The sequence below is a fragment of the Emticicia sp. SJ17W-69 genome, from assembly GCF_051209875.1.
In the GTDB taxonomy this organism is placed as follows: Bacteria; Bacteroidota; Bacteroidia; order Cytophagales; family Spirosomataceae; genus Emticicia.
The window spans coordinates 5212120-5229302 of the sequence record NZ_JBNTQY010000001.1 but is presented as its reverse complement, the minus strand read 5'-3'; the positions used below and the strand labels follow the sequence as shown (position 1 = coordinate 5229302).

Here is a 17183-nt window from a genome sequence, read left to right as displayed (position 1 = left end):
AGAAAGAATCGTCACAAGAAAAAATAATTTTTCTTTGGTTTGATAGCTAATGTACCTAACACATGACTATCAAACCAATTTTTTACCTTAGCCAAACCAAATATCTAAACCCCTTGATTCTACCTCAACTTTGAGTAACGAATTATATATCAGTACCACACAGAAAGGTGATAGAATAGCCCTTGTACAAGACAAGAGACTAATCGAATATCACTTTGACGAGACGGAACACCAGTTCTCCGTCGGGGATATTTATTTGGGTGTAGTCAAGAAAGTTGTACAAGGAAACAATGCAGCTTTTGTTGATGTTGGCTATGATAAAGACGGTTTTCTTCACTATAACGAAATCATTTCGTACAATTCTCTTAATAAATTTGTAAAGGATGTTATTGCCAAACGCCCTGTTAATCTCCGCTTGAAAGGTTTTCAATTGGAGCAAGACATTGAAAAGTTTGGTAAAATCAATGACGTTATTACAAAAAATACACCTGTTTTAGTGCAGGTTGTAAAAGAACCCATTTCTACCAAAGGTCCAAGACTTTCTTGCGATATTTCGATTGCAGGACGTAATGTCGTTTTAGTACCTTTTGGCAATTCAGTCAATATTTCTAAGAAAATCACAAACAAGCAAGAGCGTCAAAGATTACACAAAATGGTGTCGTCGGTGAAGCCCGAAAACTTTGCTGTGATTGTCAGAACGGTTGCTGAAGGAAAAGATATGGACGAATTACACCGTGATATTGAGTTTTGTGTAGAGAAATGGGAAGCAGGAATGACAGCACTTCGTGATGCCAAACCTCGTGACCGAATCATCAGTGAAATGGATAGGGCTTCGTCTATTTTGCGAGATATGTTGAATGATGATTTCGACAATATCTATGTGGATTCAAAAGAAAATTACGAAAGTATCAAGAGTTTCTTGCATACGATTGCTCCTGATAAAGAGAAAATCCTGAAACTTCATTCAGGAAAAAGTAAACTTTTCGAGCAATTTGGTATCGAAAAACAACTAAAATCATTGTTCGGACGCTCAGTTAGCTTGCCAAATGGCGGTTATTTGATTATCGAACACACCGAAGCACTTCACGTAATTGATGTAAATAGTGGCAATAAATCTACTCAGGAAGATGACCAAGAGTCAACAGCTTTGGCTGTCAACTTGGAAGCTGCCAAAGAGCTTTGTCGCCAGCTGCGTATGCGTGATATGGGTGGAATCATCGTGGTTGATTTCATTGATATGAAGAAAAACGAAAATCGTCGTTTGATTCAAGAAGCAATGAAAGAGGAAATGAAAGGAGATCGATCGAAATATACAATTTTGCCGATTTCAAAATTTGGTTTGCTCCAAATTACTCGCCAGCGTGTTCGCCCAGAAATGAATATTGTTACTCGTGAAACTTGCCCAACTTGTGGCGGAACGGGTACAATTCAAGCAAGTATTGTGATTACAGACTTGATTGAAAATAACTTAGATTACATCCTCTCGAAACAAAATGAAAGCGGCATTAGTATTGTGTTGCATCCATTTATTTATGCCTACTACCGTGAAGGTATCATTTCAAAACAAATGAAATGGTTCTTTAAATACAGGGTTTGGGTAAAACTCATTAAAGATTCTTCTATCGGTATCACCGAGTTTCATTTCCTCAATAAATTGGGTGATGAAATCGAGATTGGGTAATTTTTAGCCCATTATCAACGGTCGATTGTCCACAGAAATACATTCAAATCTCTTTTCTTATCGCACTTAGGTAAAATCATCTTGGGCTTTTGTTGATATAATTTCTACATTTTATTTTTCTTTCGTACCTTTCGGTTATAGAAAGTTTAACCCTTATAAAAATATTATTCTATGAAAAAACTCCTCGTTTTTCTGTTATTCCCGTGTATTGTATTTGCCCAAGAAATTGATAAAAAAGAGTGGAAACAACTCTTTAATGGTAAAAATTTAGACGGTTGGAAAGTCAAAATTAGAAATTACGCACTAAATGATAATTATGGCAAAACATTTCGAGTGGAAGACGGACTAATGAAAGTCAGATATGATGCCAGTGCATATCCTGCTTTTAATGAGCGATTTGGGCATATTTTCTATAAAGATAAATTTTCTTATTATAAGATTGCCGTAGAATATAGGTTTGTAGGCGAGCAAGCAATCGAAGGGCCGGGTTGGGCAACTCGCAATAGTGGAATCATGGTGCATGGTCAAACTCCTGAAAGTATGGGAAAAGACCAAGATTTTCCAATTTCGATTGAAGTGCAATTATTAGGAGGTTTAGGAAAAGGGAGTCGTACTACCTGTAATGTATGTACGCCCGGAACAAATATTGTTTATGAAAACAAATTGGATAAGCGTCATTGCATTAATTCAACCTCAAAAACTTATGATGGCGACCAATGGGTAAGAGCAGAAGTTGTTGTTTTGGGTGACTCGGCCATTACTCATTATGTCAACGGGGAGAAAGTTTTAGAATACCTAAAACCACAAATCGGTGGTGGAAATGTAAGTGGTCATGATGAAAAATTGATGGCGGAAGTAAAACTTTTAAAAGAAGGGTCTATTTCACTACAAAGCGAAAGCCATCCTGTTGATTTTCGTAAAGTTGAGTTGTTGAATCTTTGCGGCTGTACTGACAAAAAGGCAACTAATTATAAATCTTATTATGTGAAGTCGGATAATAAAACTTGTGTTTATAAGAAGAAAAAGAAGTAGTTTTATATACTTTTCTATAAACAAAAGCCAGTTTTTCATGAAAAAACGCTATTTATTAGGCATCTTCTGCTTGATTTTCTTCCCTACTTTTGCTCAAAAAACAGCAACTGCACAGTGGTGGAAGCAAAATAACTTGCGTGTAATTCAGACCAATCTTCCTGCTTATGAAGCGGCAACACTCAATCCTGATTCATTAATCAAAGATTTAAAGGATTTTTCGGCCAACACACTTTTGATTAATGCGGGTGGAATCATGGCTTTTTTCCCGAGCAAACTCCCTTTTCATTATATCAATCCATATATGAATTCGAATATGTTGGAGGAAGTAGTGAAGAAATGCCATCAAAATAATATCAAAGTTATTGTAAGATTTGATTTTAGCCGAGTGCATGAAAGCATTTTTAAGGCTCATCCTGATTGGTGTTATATTTCGCCGAAGGGCGAACGCATCATTAATACTGATATGTATGTGGTGTCGATAAATGCTCCGTATGTGCAGGAATATGCCTTTAAAATCATCGAAGAAGTGATTGACAGATTTCCGATTGATGGGATTTTCTTGAATATGCCAGGTTATCAAGTCAATAACCCTTATGAAGGAAAATATCATGGAATTGACCAAAATGAGGCAGATAAAAAGCGTTTTTCGGAGTTTAGTGGTGGTTTGAAACTTCCTTTAGAAGAAAACAAAGCAGATTCAGTTTTTCAAAAATACCTTGAATTTAAGAAGTTTACCGTAGAAGATTGGTCGAAACGCCTACACGAACTCGTAAAATCGAAAAGTAAGCAAATTGCGATTTGTACGTATCTCGACAAATATGTAGATATTATTCGACATGAATCTCAGACAAATAGTTTACCTTATTGGCCTTATTCGGCTTCCGAAAATGTCAATAGTGCGTCAAGTTCATTTCCGACACATATCATTAGCAATAGTAGTATTCAACAAATTTCATTTCAATCACGCTACAATGCCGTTGAGCCAGAAGAAGTCGGAATCAGGCTTTACGAAAATATTGCCAATGGCTCAGGGTTGGATATTAGCATGATGGGCGATATGAGAGGCTATGAAGATGAGCGGAATTTTGATGTGATAAAAAAGATTTATGCTCACCATAAAAAACATGAGCAGTATTTTGGGAAATATACATCGGTTGCCAAAATTGCCATTATCGCCCCAGGTTCATGGCCGAGTGGCTTGCCGATGCAAGAATATCGTGGTATTCAGTTGATGTTGAAAGAAGCACATATTCCTTTTGATTTGATTGAAGATTCGCAAATTGGAAATTTATCGGAGAAGATAAAAAAATACAAAATATTGATTCTTCCTGACATTACCTATCTCAACTCAGCCTCGGTCAAAGTACTTAAAGAAGCATCTCAACAAGGTGTTAATTTAATAGCGACCAACACTTCTCTTTTTGATAATCCCGCATTATTACTTGATTTATTTGGGGCAAAAATTATCAGTAAAGACAATGAAGGTAGTGGAAATTACTTAAATCCAGCAAATAAGGAGCTTTTTAAGCGATTCAAAAAACAAAAAATGCTCTTTTGGAAATTCAATTTGGGTAAGTATGATTTCAGTGCTGCTGATACAGTTTTTTTGCCAATTTTAGCGAAAGGTAGGCCAGGACCACCCGAAATTATTGGTGGACACGAACCAACAGGCTTTTATGGCATGGGAGTGAAGTTTCAAAAACTGAGTAAAAATGTTATTTTACCAATCAATCTCGGGCGATTATACTATTTGCATGGTTATGAAGAACACAAAAATATCTTGCTTGATGTGATTGATTATGTTTATCCAGAAGCAAATGAGTTGGTCAAAACAAATGCTCCTGAGAGAGTGGAGGTCATTGTTCAAAACTATACAAAGAATACACCTACAACAAAAAATAAAATAGCTAACGATGGAATGATTTTGCATCTTGTAAACCTAACAGGTTTTAGCGGAAATACTTATTTTGAACCATTACCCATTTATAAACTTGATTTCAAAGTAAAGTCGTTGTTTAAACCCTCAAAGGTTTTTTCAATAACCAATCAAAAACCGATTAGCTTTACATGGAAAGATGGATATGTCATTTTTCAGCTTGATAAATTGAATGCTTTTGATGGCGTTGTGATTGATAAATGACATTATTATTGACCAAAGCAAAGTAAAACTTAATAGCTTCCTTTATTATATTTTGACTTATACTCTATAGGCGACATGCCAGTTATGCGACTAAAAACCTCTCTAAATGCTTTATTGTCGTTATAACCAACTTCATACATCACCTCATTGACATTTTTTCTTTCGTTTTCAAACGATTTTTTGGCTACTTCAACTTTTACTCTTTGCAAGTAATCAAGTGGAGTAAGACCCGTTGCTTTGATAAATCTTCGGTCAAAATTTCTTCTACCCGTATTAAATTTTGTTGATAAAAATTCAATAGAAATTTTATTGTTATAATTTTTTTCAAGATAAGTTTGGGCCTCCTTTATTGTTTCGTCATCGTGTTTTTTATGACCATTGAATATAGAAAATTCTGCCTGTAAATTTCTGTCTAAATCAATTTGAAAGACTTTTGAGCAATAAATAGCTGTTTGTCTATCATAATATTTTTCAATCAAATAAATCATCAAATTCAGAAAAGAATATGCACCACCATTGGTATAAATTCCTTTTTCATCAGTAATCAATTTGTCGGTCTGTAAATTGACGTTTGGAAACATTACTCTAAAATTTTCAGCAACCGACCAATGCGTTGAGCAAACTTTTCCATCGAGCAATCCAGATGAAGCCAACATAAATGTACCTGTGCAAATAGATGCTACTTCAGCACCATTTTTATATTGCTTTTTCAGCCAATCAACGAGTAATTCATTTCCTTTCAAGGCAAGCACGTAATTATGATTGAGTGAAGGAATAATAATGAGGTCGGTTTTGGAAATTGCAGCAATATTCAAATGAGGTTTTACAGTAAACAAACCTTCATTAAAATCCACTTTTTCTGAAATTCCAGCTAACTGAATGGTAAACAATGCCTGTTTTTCCCTTTCTTTCCAATACTCATTAGCTTTCGTGAAAATTTCATAAGCACCGGTAATACTGCTTATATTATTTTCACCATTAGGTATAATTATGGTCAGATGTTTCATATCATTTTTTCTGCAAAGTTAGGCGACATATTTGTCTAAATCAACCCGTCAGATTGTCTATTTTACACCTTTTTGAAGTGCTATTTAGGCAATACCTTTGTGGAGAAAAATTTTAAATCATATAAAAATGACAACAAATCACTTACTCGTAAAAATGGTATTTGACCGATGGAATACACTACTTAAAAATTGTGATAACATTCTACAATCAATTACTGATGAGCAATTGCAAAAAGAGATTGCACCAAATAAGAACAGAGGTATCTACATTTTGGGGCATCTGATTGCCGTGCATGATGCCATGTTGCCTTTGCTGAATTTAGGCGAAATGGAGCATCCCGAACTTTATGAAATATTTGTAAAATCTCCTGACAAATCAGCTGAGACAATTCCTTCGGTTCAGGAATTGAGAGTTTTGTGGAAAAATCAATTAGAAACATTGACGCCAAAATTGGAGAGTATAGCAACCGAAGAATGGTTTGAAAAACATACTTCAGTTGCTGCAGAAGATTTTGAAAAAGAACCGCATCGCAATAAATTAAACATCATTTTAACTCGAACAACGCATCTTTCGTATCATGTAGGGCAATTGATATTACTTAAATAAAAAAAAGATGGAAAATAAAGACTTTACGTCAAGCATTTTGGTGAACCAAAATCCTACAACGACATTCAACGCTATAAAGAATTTCCGTGCATGGTGGTCGGTAGAAATAGAAGGCAGTACTGATCAACTTAATGAAACTTTTTTTTATCATTATAAGGATGTGCATTTATGTAAACTCAAACTCATCGAATTAATTCCAGATAAAAAATTGGTTTACGAAGTAGTAGATAATCAGTTCAGTTTCACAAAAGATAAAACGGAATGGGTAGGGACAAAACTAATTTTTGACATTTCAAAAGAGGGTGATAAAACAAAAATAACATTCACCCATCAAGGATTAGTACCTGAGTATGAATGCTATGATGTTTGTCACGATGCTTGGACAAGCTATATACAAGGGAGCTTGCAGCGTTTGATTAGCACTGGAGAAGGAAGACCAAATCCAAAAGAAGGTGGAATGAATGCTGAATTAGTAGAAAAATGGGGCTTACCCGATAAATGAAAAAACCAAGAAAATGAAACAAGAAAAAGATTTTACAACTTCAATTATTGTCGATAAATCTCCATCGGAAGTATTTGAGGCCATTAACAATGTACGTGGCTGGTGGCAAGGTGAAATAACGGGCGACACAACAAACCTAAATGATGAGTTTATCTATCACATGAAGCCATATCATTTATCAAAACAAAAAATTGTTCAATTGATTAAGGATAAAAAAGTAGTTTGGTTGGTAACCGAAAGTAGTTTGAGTTTTGTAGAGAAAAAAGATGAATGGACGGGTACTACTATAGAATTTAATATAGAACCAGAAGGAAACAAAACTAAACTATCCTTTATTCATCATGGTTTAGTACCCACAATCGAATGTTATGGGGGCTGTTCAAGTGGTTGGGCAAAAGTAGTTGAAAAAAGCCTGTTCAATTTTATCAATACAGGAAAAGGGGTTGATGTGTTTTAATAGATGAAAATCATGAATAACTACGAAAAATTTCTTCAATTGCACCACAATTCAACACCATTGATTCTTGCCAATGCTTGGAATGTAAAGAGTGCTCAACTCATAGAACAAAATGGTTATGACGCCATTGGCACATCAAGCGGAGCTATTTCCAATTCATTAGGGTACGAAGATGGTGAAAAAATGCCGTTCAATGAGTTACTATATATTGTACGAAGGATTGCTAATTGTACTCAAATACCACTATCAGTTGATTTAGAAAGAGGTTATACCAATAATCTAAACGACTTGACAGACAATATTGAGCAACTCATTGATACTGGGGTGGTGGGAATCAATTTGGAAGATGCTCAAGGCGAAGAAATTTATTTGAAAAAGCTTGATGCTATTAAAAATCATTTGGAAAGAAACAATCAAAAACTCTTTATTAATGCCCGAACCGATGGCTTTTTACAAAAATTGGATTCACCACTTGAACTTACCATCAAACGAGCAAAATTATACCAAGAAGCAGGTGCCGATGGTTTGTTTGTAACTGCAATAGCTGACCCAGAAGTTATAAAAGAAATTGCTTCTTCGATTACACTTCCTCTAAATGTTGTGGGTACATCAAAGCTTTCTTCCTTCAAAACATTAGCCGATTGTGGTGTAAAAAGAATCAGTATGGCGGTATTTTTATACAAAGCAACATACGGTCAGTTAGACCAATTTGCAAAATCAGTCAAAGCAAATCAATCTCTTGAGTCATTGTTTTAGATAATTTATTTTTCTTTTGTATCTTGCATCGTTACTTGTCTATACAAGTGAGAAAAATAATCTATCAACCTTTTATAAAAACTTGATAATCAATGAGTAAGCCTCATAATATTGCGATGCTTGGTACTGGCCTTATTGGCTGGTTTTATACAAAATCACTACATGAACACCGTCGCCCCGACCGAGTTCAGGTGGTTTATTCGAGAAGCGAAGAGCGTGGAAAAGCCTTTGCCGACGAATGGAATATTCCACGATTTACGACCAGCATGGAAGATGCCATCAAAGACCCAAGTGTAAATACAGTTGTGGTTGGACTGCCAAATGATTTGCATTTTGAAGCCATCAAACTTTGCTGCAAACACAAGAAAAATGTGCTTTGTACCAAACCTTTGGCTCGGACAGGTGCAGAGGCGAAGAAAATCTTAGATATGGTCGAAAAAGCTGGGATTTTTAATGGGTATTTGGAAGATTTGGCTTATACACCTAAAACTTTACATGCTTTGCAGTCGGTCAAAAATGGCGTGATAGGTCGTGTAACTTGGGCAAGGTCTCGTGAGGCACACCCAGGACCGCATTCAAGTTGGTTTTGGGATTTGAAAAAAGCAGGGGGTGGAGCAATCGTTGATTTGGGTTGTCATTGCATCGAAATAGCACGAAACTATATCGGAAAAGATATTCGTCCAGTTGAAGTAATGTGCTGGGCAGCTACGCAAGTAAAGCCCATCGAAGCAGAAGATAATGCGATTGCTTTGGTGAAATATGCGAGTGGAGCAGTAGCACAATTTGAAGTAAGTTGGTCGTTTCGTGGAGGCATGGATTTGCGTGATGAAGTTTCAGGAACAGAAGGGGTGATTCGTACCGACCATTTTATGCGAACAGGTTTTGAGATGTTTACGGCTGCCACAGAAGGCAGTTATGTGGCAGAGAAAGCTGAAACAGCATCAGGTTGGCTATTTCCTGTGGGCGATGAAGTAAATTCGTTGGGCTACACACACATGTTTACCGATATGTTTGATAGCATCGACAATGGCACAACACCGATGGAAAGTTTTTATGATGGTTATATTGTCAATGCCGTAATTGATGCTTGTTATAAATCAGCAAAAACAAAAAAATGGGAGCCAGTGCTTATCAAAGATTGGCGAGGAAGAAACGATGTTACCGAGCCTTCACCATTTGTAGATTTTGATGCTGACCATTGGCACATCAAAGACGAGTTGCTCCCTGACGGAAGAAAAAAAGTAATTCTGAAAGAAAAAGCGACAGGAAGTATTATTCAGAAGATTGTGTAGGAACGTATTTTTGTCAAGGCATCATTTTTTTATTATGATTTTGTATTATACTCCTTAATTTTAAAAAAACATAAATGGGAACACCCGAAGAAAAGAATAACTGGGTTTATATAACTCCAATTTATAACCTTGAAATAACGGGTGAATTAGATAAAGAGATAAAGATAGGAAGAGTTACTTTTATTGATATAGCTAAAATCCCATATGTAAGAAAACGATTAGGACTTCCATGTGTATTTTCTGTAATTATCAGTAAAAAGTATGAAAATATTATCTTTAAAGAATCAAAAACCTATGCTTTTTTGATTTTTCGAGGTGACCCAGAAGAAAAGAAAGAAGAATGTAGATTAATAATCGAAGAAGCTGTAAATATTTTATCTTTATCACAATTAGGATATTGTTCACGACAGAATAATTCACAATTTGGAATAATTAAACAGCGAGATTTTGCTAATAGTTACATCTTAAACAAATCAAAATTCATAGGTTCAATACATATGTCTTTTGAGAATAAAGTATTGCCTTTTTGTTTAAATAAAGAATGGCGTAATTTTCATGATAATTTTTTCTTTTTCAACTTAATTGCAATTATATCTACATCTAATAAGGAAATTCAAGTAAAGTGGAAAGATACAATAGTACGAGCAGCAGTAATGATTGGTAAAAGTATGAAATCCAGAGATTTAGAAACCTGTTTTATATGGAATATGATTATTGTTGAAATGTTACTAACTGAACAAGGTGATAAATATACAGATATGCTACCTGAAAGAGTAGAAGCATTTATAGGATGGGTTGGATATTGGAAAGAAGAAAAATTTGAAGAAAAAATTAGAGAATTATATAAAAAAAGGTGTGAGTTTATTCATGATGGAAATTCAAAAAACATTAAAATTGAGGATTTATTGTTTATGGATAATTTAGTTTTTAACCTTATGTGGAACATTGTCAATCATATAAGTCTATTTCCTACCAAAAAGAGTATTGTCGAATTTTCAGAAAAGATAAAAGCAGAAAAATTATTGGGGATAAAATCTAAAGTACTACCCAAAACCTTTAAATTTATGAATAGAGAATACGATGAAGATGATTATAAAAAGATTTAAAAATTAACTTTATGATTAAAAAATAAGCTCTTCCGAAAATCCCGAAAGAGCTTATTTTTATTTATAGAACTTATCATTTCAAAGAATTTATCCAAGAAGCAATTTTCAAGGCATCGGCTCGTGGCACTTGCGGCATTGGAGCCATTTCGGTGGCATATTCTGGCCAGTTTTTAGGCTGAGGCTTGTAGATTAATTCTACAATTTTTGCATCTGAATAGCCTCTTTTAGCTACATCTTTATAAGCTGGACCAACCATACGCTTATCAGATTGGTGACAAGCCAAACAAGTATGTTTTTGTAGTAAAGGTTTTACTTCTTCAAAAGTTGGTGCTTTTGCCACTGATTTCTTGGCATTAACATCATCAGGTGTGGTGAGTTTTACTGCTGCAGTGGTAGTGCCTGTCACAGGTAAATTGGCTGGACGAGGAATAAAATTGCTCATTTTTTCTCCACTCGGGATATTATTCAAAGTATAATAAGCTGTATTATGCAGAAGCGTTTTATCATCAAGATCTTTCACACCATCTGCTTTTAGTTCATGAATGTAATGCTCTCTTAAACCATCAACCAATAATCTTACTTTCATGCCATCATCTGAAACTTTCAAGCCTTTTACATTCAAGAATTTTTCATCAACAGTTGGACTACCATAAACAGGTTGATATTTATAAATAAAGCTACGAATTTGATAATTCTTGAAATTGGCAGCAGTGGCTTTATTGATAGGTTTGGTAAATTCTACTTCAAAACCATCAGGTGTAGCCTTTACTGTTTTCATTTCAAAAGGCATTTTTCCTGTCCAAACCAAACGTTCTACGCCCGAAGTTGTTGTTCCTGCTGAACCCCAACCACGGTTGGTTTCGCCTATAAACATGGAGCCGTCATTGCCAAAAACCATGCGAAGCGTTCCTGATTGAAAGCCTTCTTTGAATGCAAATGCTGCTCCTTGATATTCGCCATTTACTTTTTCGATAAATACCCTTGTCAAATTACTTTTTCCTTGGTCGCCTACGAAAAGTTGTCCAGCGAATGGGCCAAAAGCACCATTGGTTTCGTCTTTGATGATTTCAGAGGTTGAAATACCTAAAACACCATGAGGCAACCAAACGGCTGGTAATTTTAACTCAGGAATATCTTTTTTCATTTCAAAAAGATATTTTCCACGCTCGTTTTCAATATTTTCTGGCTTGATATAATAGCCATTGGCATCTTTGGTTTTGCGTGGGTCAATCTTTGCGTATAACTGTTCGGTAGTCAATTTTACTGGAGAATTTGGTTCGCCTGTCCAACGTAAACCTGCTGGATGCCCCATAAAATCACCTTTGTTTACTTGAGCGATAAAGCCCGAACCCATCCAATCTCCTTGGTTATCTCCGTACCAAAATTCACCATCAATCGCCCCTATTCCACAAGGTGAACGCATACCCGTGGCGTAAGGCTCTAATTTTCCATCTTCCGAAATTTTCATTGCCCAACCTCTGCCTGGTCGGCGACTTTCGCCTCTCCACCATTCTTCATCGCCGAAAGCAACGTTTCCAGTGATAATCATTGAGCCATCAGGCATTACTTTTGGGCCAAAAGTATATTCGTGGTAATGTCCTGAAATAGGCAAATTGCAAACTGTTTCATAAACATCGGCTTTTCCATCACCATTTTTATCAATAAGCTTGGTTAATTCGCCACGTTGAGTACAATAAAAAGCCCCATTTTTATAAACAAGACCTAATATTTCGTGCAAACCAGTAGCAAATTTTCGGTAATAAGGAGCCGAACCACCATTCATGTAAGCATTATTGATAATCCAAACATCGCCTCGTCGAGTGGCTAATGCTACATCTCCATTCGGCATAGTTGTGATACCTCCCACTTCCAAAAGCATGCTTTCAGGAACTGGCAATGTAAGGATACGGTAATAATCATTTTCGGCAGTGTTTTGGGCAAAAACACTCGAAAATGTCATGAAAGAAATAAATATTTTTATGATATTTTTCATTTGAATTCTTTTTTAAATTTTACATACCAAGTGTGTCACACCTTTAAGGTGTGACACACTTATTTTTACCAAATAATAGAATAGGTAATTTTTTCACCCACAGGTACAATCAATTCTTTCACTCCATTTGATTCTCGAATACTTGGCGTACCGTCTGCCACTTTGATATAATAAGCGTTTTCGCCAATAATATATAATTCATCTGCTGTTTTAGCAATGTTTTTGGCGGTAGCCAATCTCGCATAAAGATTTGCTGCTGAACCTTTTACAGTGATTTCACGCTTAAACATTTTTCCATCTTCACTTGGCGTGGTTTTATCACTAATATTTACTCCAGCAAAGTCATATTTGAATGTAGGTTGACCATTTTCGTCTAATTCATATCCTCTTGGACGGTAAGTAGCATCAAGTTCTCCCCATGCTTTTTCTGGCGAACCAAGCACATTTAATAAGGGTGCATCGCTCAATGCCGTTCTGCTTCCCATTGGTCTTGAACTTCCATCTCCACGGTCGTTCCACATAGGAGTAGTATTCAAGAAACCACCTCTCCAAATTTGAAATAATGCTCCATTATCTAAATCGTAAGTAAAATGAATGTTTTCTTTGTTTCCGACTGAAACAGCATGTACAACTCGCTTGTTTTTACCATCTTCTTTGATGTCCATGAATGAACGTAAGATAACTGGTTCGGTAGTGGTATTGAGTAATATCGGAGAAGTTGGATTAGCTACAAGTGCCGAATTGGCATAATGGAGAGGTTGTTTACGAATCGTTTCCGACTCGGCATAAAGACCTAATGAAGGTTGTAACCAGCCATCGGCTTTCCAATAATACATTTCAAAATCAACATTACCAGCAGGTAAGTCAAGGGTGGTTTGGCGACTTTCACCCGAATTCAACCAACCATTCTTGAAAGCATCTTGTCCATTGATTTTCATTTGGGTATTTCCACCATGAACTGCCGTGAAAGTATATTTACCCGCCTCTGGCACATTGATTTTACCTACATATTTTACAGCAAACTCATTTTCGGCATTACTTACATTCCAGTTTAACTGAGCCACACTGCCACTTGTAGTTGGTTTTAGTTTTTCAATGTCAGCAACGGTGCGGAAGTTTCCTTTGTAAACGCCATATTTCAAATCGCTAAAAGTTAAAGCTTTTTGGTTATAGCTTTTATACTTAATATTACGAAACGCCACATTTCCGTGGTCGCCTTGAAAACGTAACGGCCCTTGTGTAACCTCATTATCGACCAAAGCACCACGGGTAGGGCCAGTTATTTCAACATTTTCATGAATCAATACATCATTTAATATAATCGAAAGAATTTTTGCATTGCTAATTTTCTTCCCATTGGCATCAAAGCGTGGTGCTTGAAATGAAATCTTGATATTTTGCCACAAACCTGGAGCTTTTGCCACATTTAGGCGAGGAGCAATACCTTGGTAACCTTTCGAACCTTCGGGTTTTGATTCATCCCAACGCTCATAAATTCCTCCAACATCGCCATATTTAGGGTTTTTCTTTCCCCAACTATCATTCAACTGTATTTCGTAACGTCCTTGTAAATAAATACCTGAGTTAGAGCCTTTTGCCATCATAAAATCAAGGTCAAGGTCTAAATCACCATGCTCCATGACAGTTAATAAGTCTTTTTCAATACCATATTTTCCAATTTCATGTTTACAAACCAAGATACCAGAACCTGCTTCGGTGTTAGTTGTATTCAATTGGTCAATGCTCGAAGAAACGCCTCCAACAATACTCCAGTTTTCTTTGATAGGTCTGAAAGCCGACATATCATTGAGCGGAAGGGTTTGTTGTGCATAAGTTGTACTTGCAAATAAACCGCAAAAAATGAGGTTTTTAATGATTTTTTTCGTCATTATTAATGAATTGAGGTTAAGAAAGCAAAGATAGAGGCAAAAAGGGGATTTGAAACAGAGTTTTTAAAAAAATTTAATATTTCAAGAAAAGCATATATTATGAGTATAACTTTTCGTTTTGTTGTAAACTTGCAGAAAAGTAGCACATTTCTCAGAATTGTGCTACCAATATTCAAAAAAAACTGTTCATGAAATCTAACCGCATTATTCTAATTTTAATATTTTTTGGTATTGGGTATGTACTTTATTATAAAGATAAAGCTGGACCAATTGGTAGTTTATGGAAAACAGTAACAGGTGTTTTTCAATCAAAAGGCTCAGATTTAGAGAAGAAAAATCCTTATAAAGCACCCGAGCCTGACAATGAGGCAAGTGCTACAAAAGGTGATGAAAAATATGATGATGTAGCAACTGCTACTAATAAAAAAAGTACAGATAAAAAAGAACCTACAAAGGATGAAGGTTCAATATTTGATAAAATAAAAGACAAGGTTTTTAACCAAGATTCTCAGGAAGAAACGACTGATAATGGAGAAATCCCAGACTTTGCTTTGCCTGCGATTCGCAAAAGTGATGAAATAATTAAGCATAAAAACTATACGCTTCGCTATGAAGAAGACTATGAAGTGCCAGCTTGGGTAGCCCATAAATTGCGTGGAGAATATACCACAGGCAGAGCGAGCAGAGGTGATAATCAATTTATGCCTGACCGAAAAGTGAAGGGTAATTCAGCACTTTCAGGTGATTATAGTAGCACAGGCTACGATCGTGGACACATGGTGCCGGCAGGCGATTTCAAATGTTGTCAAGAGTTGATGACAGAAACATTTTATATGAGTAATATTTGTCCTCAAGCACCTGATTTTAATCGTGGTATTTGGGAAAATATCGAAAGCCGTATTCGTGGATGGGCAGTACGTGATGAAGAATTATTTATTGTAACTGGCCCAGTTTTAAGGAAAGGTTTGCCTACCATTGGCCGTTATAATAATGTAGCAGTACCCGAGTTTTTTTATAAAATTGCTTTGTTTTATCAACCAAAATCTGGTAAAACACCACGTGCAATCGCTTTTTTATTACCAAATGAAGCACTTCATGGTAAAAGGATGAACAATTATGTAGTATCAGTTGATGAAGTAGAAAAAGCGACAGGTTTGGATTTCTTTGCTAAATTACCCAACGAACTTCAAGCAAAGTTAGAAGCGAATAGCAGTTGGGAAGCTTGGACAAAAATACAATAAGTTGAACGAAATTAATTAATTTTCCATTAAATTTATATCATTCGTTTCAATTTGAAATAAGCAAACTTTAACTCTCCTTTTCTTCTGAAAAAGAACTCGATTTCTTTGCCTTCTTTTCTTGATAAAACTTTATATATTTCACTGATAGTTAGCTCTTTCACGTTTTGATTGTTGACAAAAATCAACTCATCTCCTTCTTGTAAACCAGCCTCATCGGCAGGAGAACCCTCAATTACTTTATTAATAACATATTGATTGAAAGTATCACCTTTTGCTCGTACATCTAAGCCACTCATATCATGCTCAAATGACTCTTTCATTCGATTTCTTAATGGCTTTAAAATCATATAGCCATCATGATAATTGAGTGTAACGACAAATCTTCTTAATAATTCACCACCAATACTTCCTTGTCTTTTATCGGTATCAGGCGTAAATTTCATGCTGAATGAAAGACTATCTGGAAATGAAGCCAATATATTTTTCATTTCGATACTACCCATTCTAATCTTATCAACACGTCCAATATTGCCATTGATTTCACCATTGAGTCCACGCCCAAGATTGGCTCTCATGACCCTATCTGGTAAATGAATGGGCTCATTTACGCCAGCATTAAGTAATAAAGCGTGTCCTGCACCAGTATCAATAACTAATCGCATAGGAATCACTTTTTCATTACTCACCATCGCAATCGCATCAGTATAAGGCTTTGATTGAGTCAGAACGATGGGGTATTGTGTTCCCATTGATTTCCTATATTTGAATTTTGTAGGCTCTGTAAATGTGAGCATTTTATTCTCAAAATCAATTGTTACCACAAAATTGCTAAAAATATCATGACCAAAAATGCCATGAATAGGCACTCCCAAAAACTCGGAAAGTTTAAGAACATCATCATCTAATACAACCAAATTTTGCTGATTGGCCAATATATCACCGATTTTGATAGAATGTCCAACTGATACATTTGCCATCAGAGCTTCTCCCTCGCCAGCTCCAGAAATCTTTACTCTCCGAACATAATTTACTCCTAATGTCAAAGCTCTTTTTGAATCAGTAATAATCGTTGAGCTTACACCAGTATCTAATATAAAACGGAGTGTATCAGAGTCATCAAGGGTGGCTTTTAGTACGATAAGATTGGCGTGTAGGTCAAAAGGAAACTTAGCAGACTTTTGATGTTTGCCTTTAAAGTGATAACCGTAGCGATCATCTTTTTTTCTGTCTTTTTGGGCATAAGCCAATTGGCTGAGTACCAATAAGATAGCTATTAAACGGAGTTGGGTAAACTTTTCCATAGCTATTTTTTTGTAACACGAAATATAATAATACAATTTTTATAAAAAATATTGCTTTTTCACGAGTTTACAACACTAAAATATATAAAATAGTTTGTAAAAACTACACTTAATTTTAATTTTGAAAAAATGCACGTGCAAACTTCATTCAAACACTTTTTAATAATAATATAGTCAAT

The 17183-nt window shown here is 35.6% G+C and carries 14 protein-coding genes; 10 read left to right on the top strand and 4 right to left on the bottom strand.

Annotated features, from left to right (window positions below; genetic code table 11):
• Positions 1-130 precede the first annotated feature (130 nt).
• From ACQUQZ_RS21450 to ACQUQZ_RS21440, 3 genes are all read left to right on the top strand, one after another.
• On the top strand, positions 131-1681 hold the full coding sequence (locus tag ACQUQZ_RS21450; protein WP_435357141.1) for an Rne/Rng family ribonuclease: 1551 nt from the start codon (positions 131-133) through the stop codon (positions 1679-1681).
• Between the two features lie 171 nt (positions 1682-1852).
• Positions 1853-2713: a 3-keto-disaccharide hydrolase gene (locus tag ACQUQZ_RS21445; protein ID WP_435357140.1), complete on the top strand. Its 861-nt coding sequence runs from the start codon at positions 1853-1855 to the stop codon at positions 2711-2713.
• Between the two features lie 37 nt (positions 2714-2750).
• On the top strand, positions 2751-4853 hold the full coding sequence (locus ACQUQZ_RS21440; protein WP_435357139.1) for an alpha-amylase family protein: 2103 nt from the start codon (positions 2751-2753) through the stop codon (positions 4851-4853).
• 29 nt (positions 4854-4882) lie between these two features.
• On the opposite strand, the gene ACQUQZ_RS21435 is transcribed toward ACQUQZ_RS21440, so the two are convergent.
• Positions 4883-5860: a GlxA family transcriptional regulator gene (locus ACQUQZ_RS21435; RefSeq protein WP_435357138.1), complete on the bottom strand. Its 978-nt coding sequence runs from the start codon at positions 5858-5860 to the stop codon at positions 4883-4885.
• A 127-nt stretch (positions 5861-5987) separates the two neighbouring features.
• Between ACQUQZ_RS21435 and ACQUQZ_RS21430 the strand changes: the two genes are divergently transcribed.
• From ACQUQZ_RS21430 to ACQUQZ_RS21405, 6 genes are all read left to right on the top strand, one after another.
• Complete coding sequence (locus tag ACQUQZ_RS21430) at positions 5988-6467, top strand: DinB family protein (protein WP_435357137.1); 480 nt, start codon at positions 5988-5990, stop codon at positions 6465-6467.
• A gap of 7 nt (positions 6468-6474) precedes the next feature.
• Entirely contained in the window at positions 6475-6969 is a 495-nt protein-coding gene (locus ACQUQZ_RS21425; protein WP_435357136.1) for an SRPBCC family protein, read from the top strand.
• Between the two features lie 13 nt (positions 6970-6982).
• Positions 6983-7426, top strand: coding sequence for an SRPBCC family protein (locus ACQUQZ_RS21420; protein ID WP_435357135.1), 444 nt, complete (start codon positions 6983-6985; stop codon positions 7424-7426).
• 12 nt (positions 7427-7438) lie between these two features.
• Positions 7439-8182: an isocitrate lyase/PEP mutase family protein gene (locus ACQUQZ_RS21415; RefSeq protein WP_435357134.1), complete on the top strand. Its 744-nt coding sequence runs from the start codon at positions 7439-7441 to the stop codon at positions 8180-8182.
• 92 nt (positions 8183-8274) lie between these two features.
• On the top strand, positions 8275-9474 hold the full coding sequence (locus ACQUQZ_RS21410; protein ID WP_435357133.1) for a Gfo/Idh/MocA family protein: 1200 nt from the start codon (positions 8275-8277) through the stop codon (positions 9472-9474).
• 74 nt (positions 9475-9548) lie between these two features.
• Positions 9549-10580 carry a hypothetical protein gene (locus ACQUQZ_RS21405; RefSeq protein ID WP_435357132.1) on the top strand — a complete coding sequence of 344 codons (1032 nt, stop codon included), beginning with the start codon at positions 9549-9551 and terminating at the stop codon, positions 10578-10580.
• 73 nt (positions 10581-10653) lie between these two features.
• Here ACQUQZ_RS21405 and ACQUQZ_RS21400 read toward each other — a convergent pair whose 3' ends face one another.
• Together ACQUQZ_RS21400 and ACQUQZ_RS21395 are read right to left on the bottom strand one after the other, a co-directional pair.
• The gene (locus ACQUQZ_RS21400; protein WP_435357131.1) at positions 10654-12573 is read right to left on the bottom strand and encodes a hypothetical protein; all 1920 of its coding nucleotides are present in this window, start codon (positions 12571-12573) and stop codon (positions 10654-10656) included.
• Positions 12574-12638: 65 nt separating this feature from the next.
• On the bottom strand, positions 12639-14462 hold the full coding sequence (locus tag ACQUQZ_RS21395) for a family 16 glycoside hydrolase (RefSeq protein WP_435357130.1): 1824 nt from the start codon (positions 14460-14462) through the stop codon (positions 12639-12641).
• Between the two features lie 188 nt (positions 14463-14650).
• On the opposite strand from ACQUQZ_RS21395, the gene ACQUQZ_RS21390 reads away from it, so the two are divergent.
• Entirely contained in the window at positions 14651-15703 is a 1053-nt protein-coding gene (locus ACQUQZ_RS21390; protein ID WP_435357129.1) for a DNA/RNA non-specific endonuclease, read from the top strand.
• Between the two features lie 32 nt (positions 15704-15735).
• Here ACQUQZ_RS21390 and ACQUQZ_RS21385 read toward each other — a convergent pair whose 3' ends face one another.
• Entirely contained in the window at positions 15736-17004 is a 1269-nt protein-coding gene (locus ACQUQZ_RS21385) for an aspartyl protease family protein (protein ID WP_435357128.1), read from the bottom strand.
• Between the last annotated feature and the right edge of the window lie 179 nt (positions 17005-17183).

Coding starts and splice junctions, on each gene's coding strand:
- ACQUQZ_RS21445 (WP_435357140.1), top strand. CDS start 1,853: ATGAAAAAACTCCTCGTTTTTCTGTTATTCCCGTGTATTGTATTTGCC.
- ACQUQZ_RS21440 (WP_435357139.1), top strand. CDS start 2,751: ATGAAAAAACGCTATTTATTAGGCATCTTCTGCTTGATTTTCTTCCCT.
- ACQUQZ_RS21435 (WP_435357138.1), bottom strand. CDS start 5,860: ATGAAACATCTGACCATAATTATACCTAATGGTGAAAATAATATAAGC.
- ACQUQZ_RS21430 (WP_435357137.1), top strand. CDS start 5,988: ATGACAACAAATCACTTACTCGTAAAAATGGTATTTGACCGATGGAAT.
- ACQUQZ_RS21425 (WP_435357136.1), top strand. CDS start 6,475: ATGGAAAATAAAGACTTTACGTCAAGCATTTTGGTGAACCAAAATCCT.
- ACQUQZ_RS21420 (WP_435357135.1), top strand. CDS start 6,983: ATGAAACAAGAAAAAGATTTTACAACTTCAATTATTGTCGATAAATCT.
- ACQUQZ_RS21415 (WP_435357134.1), top strand. CDS start 7,439: ATGAATAACTACGAAAAATTTCTTCAATTGCACCACAATTCAACACCA.
- ACQUQZ_RS21410 (WP_435357133.1), top strand. CDS start 8,275: ATGAGTAAGCCTCATAATATTGCGATGCTTGGTACTGGCCTTATTGGC.
- ACQUQZ_RS21405 (WP_435357132.1), top strand. CDS start 9,549: ATGGGAACACCCGAAGAAAAGAATAACTGGGTTTATATAACTCCAATT.
- ACQUQZ_RS21400 (WP_435357131.1), bottom strand. CDS start 12,573: ATGAAAAATATCATAAAAATATTTATTTCTTTCATGACATTTTCGAGT.
- ACQUQZ_RS21395 (WP_435357130.1), bottom strand. CDS start 14,462: ATGACGAAAAAAATCATTAAAAACCTCATTTTTTGCGGTTTATTTGCA.
- ACQUQZ_RS21390 (WP_435357129.1), top strand. CDS start 14,651: ATGAAATCTAACCGCATTATTCTAATTTTAATATTTTTTGGTATTGGG.
- ACQUQZ_RS21385 (WP_435357128.1), bottom strand. CDS start 17,004: ATGGAAAAGTTTACCCAACTCCGTTTAATAGCTATCTTATTGGTACTC.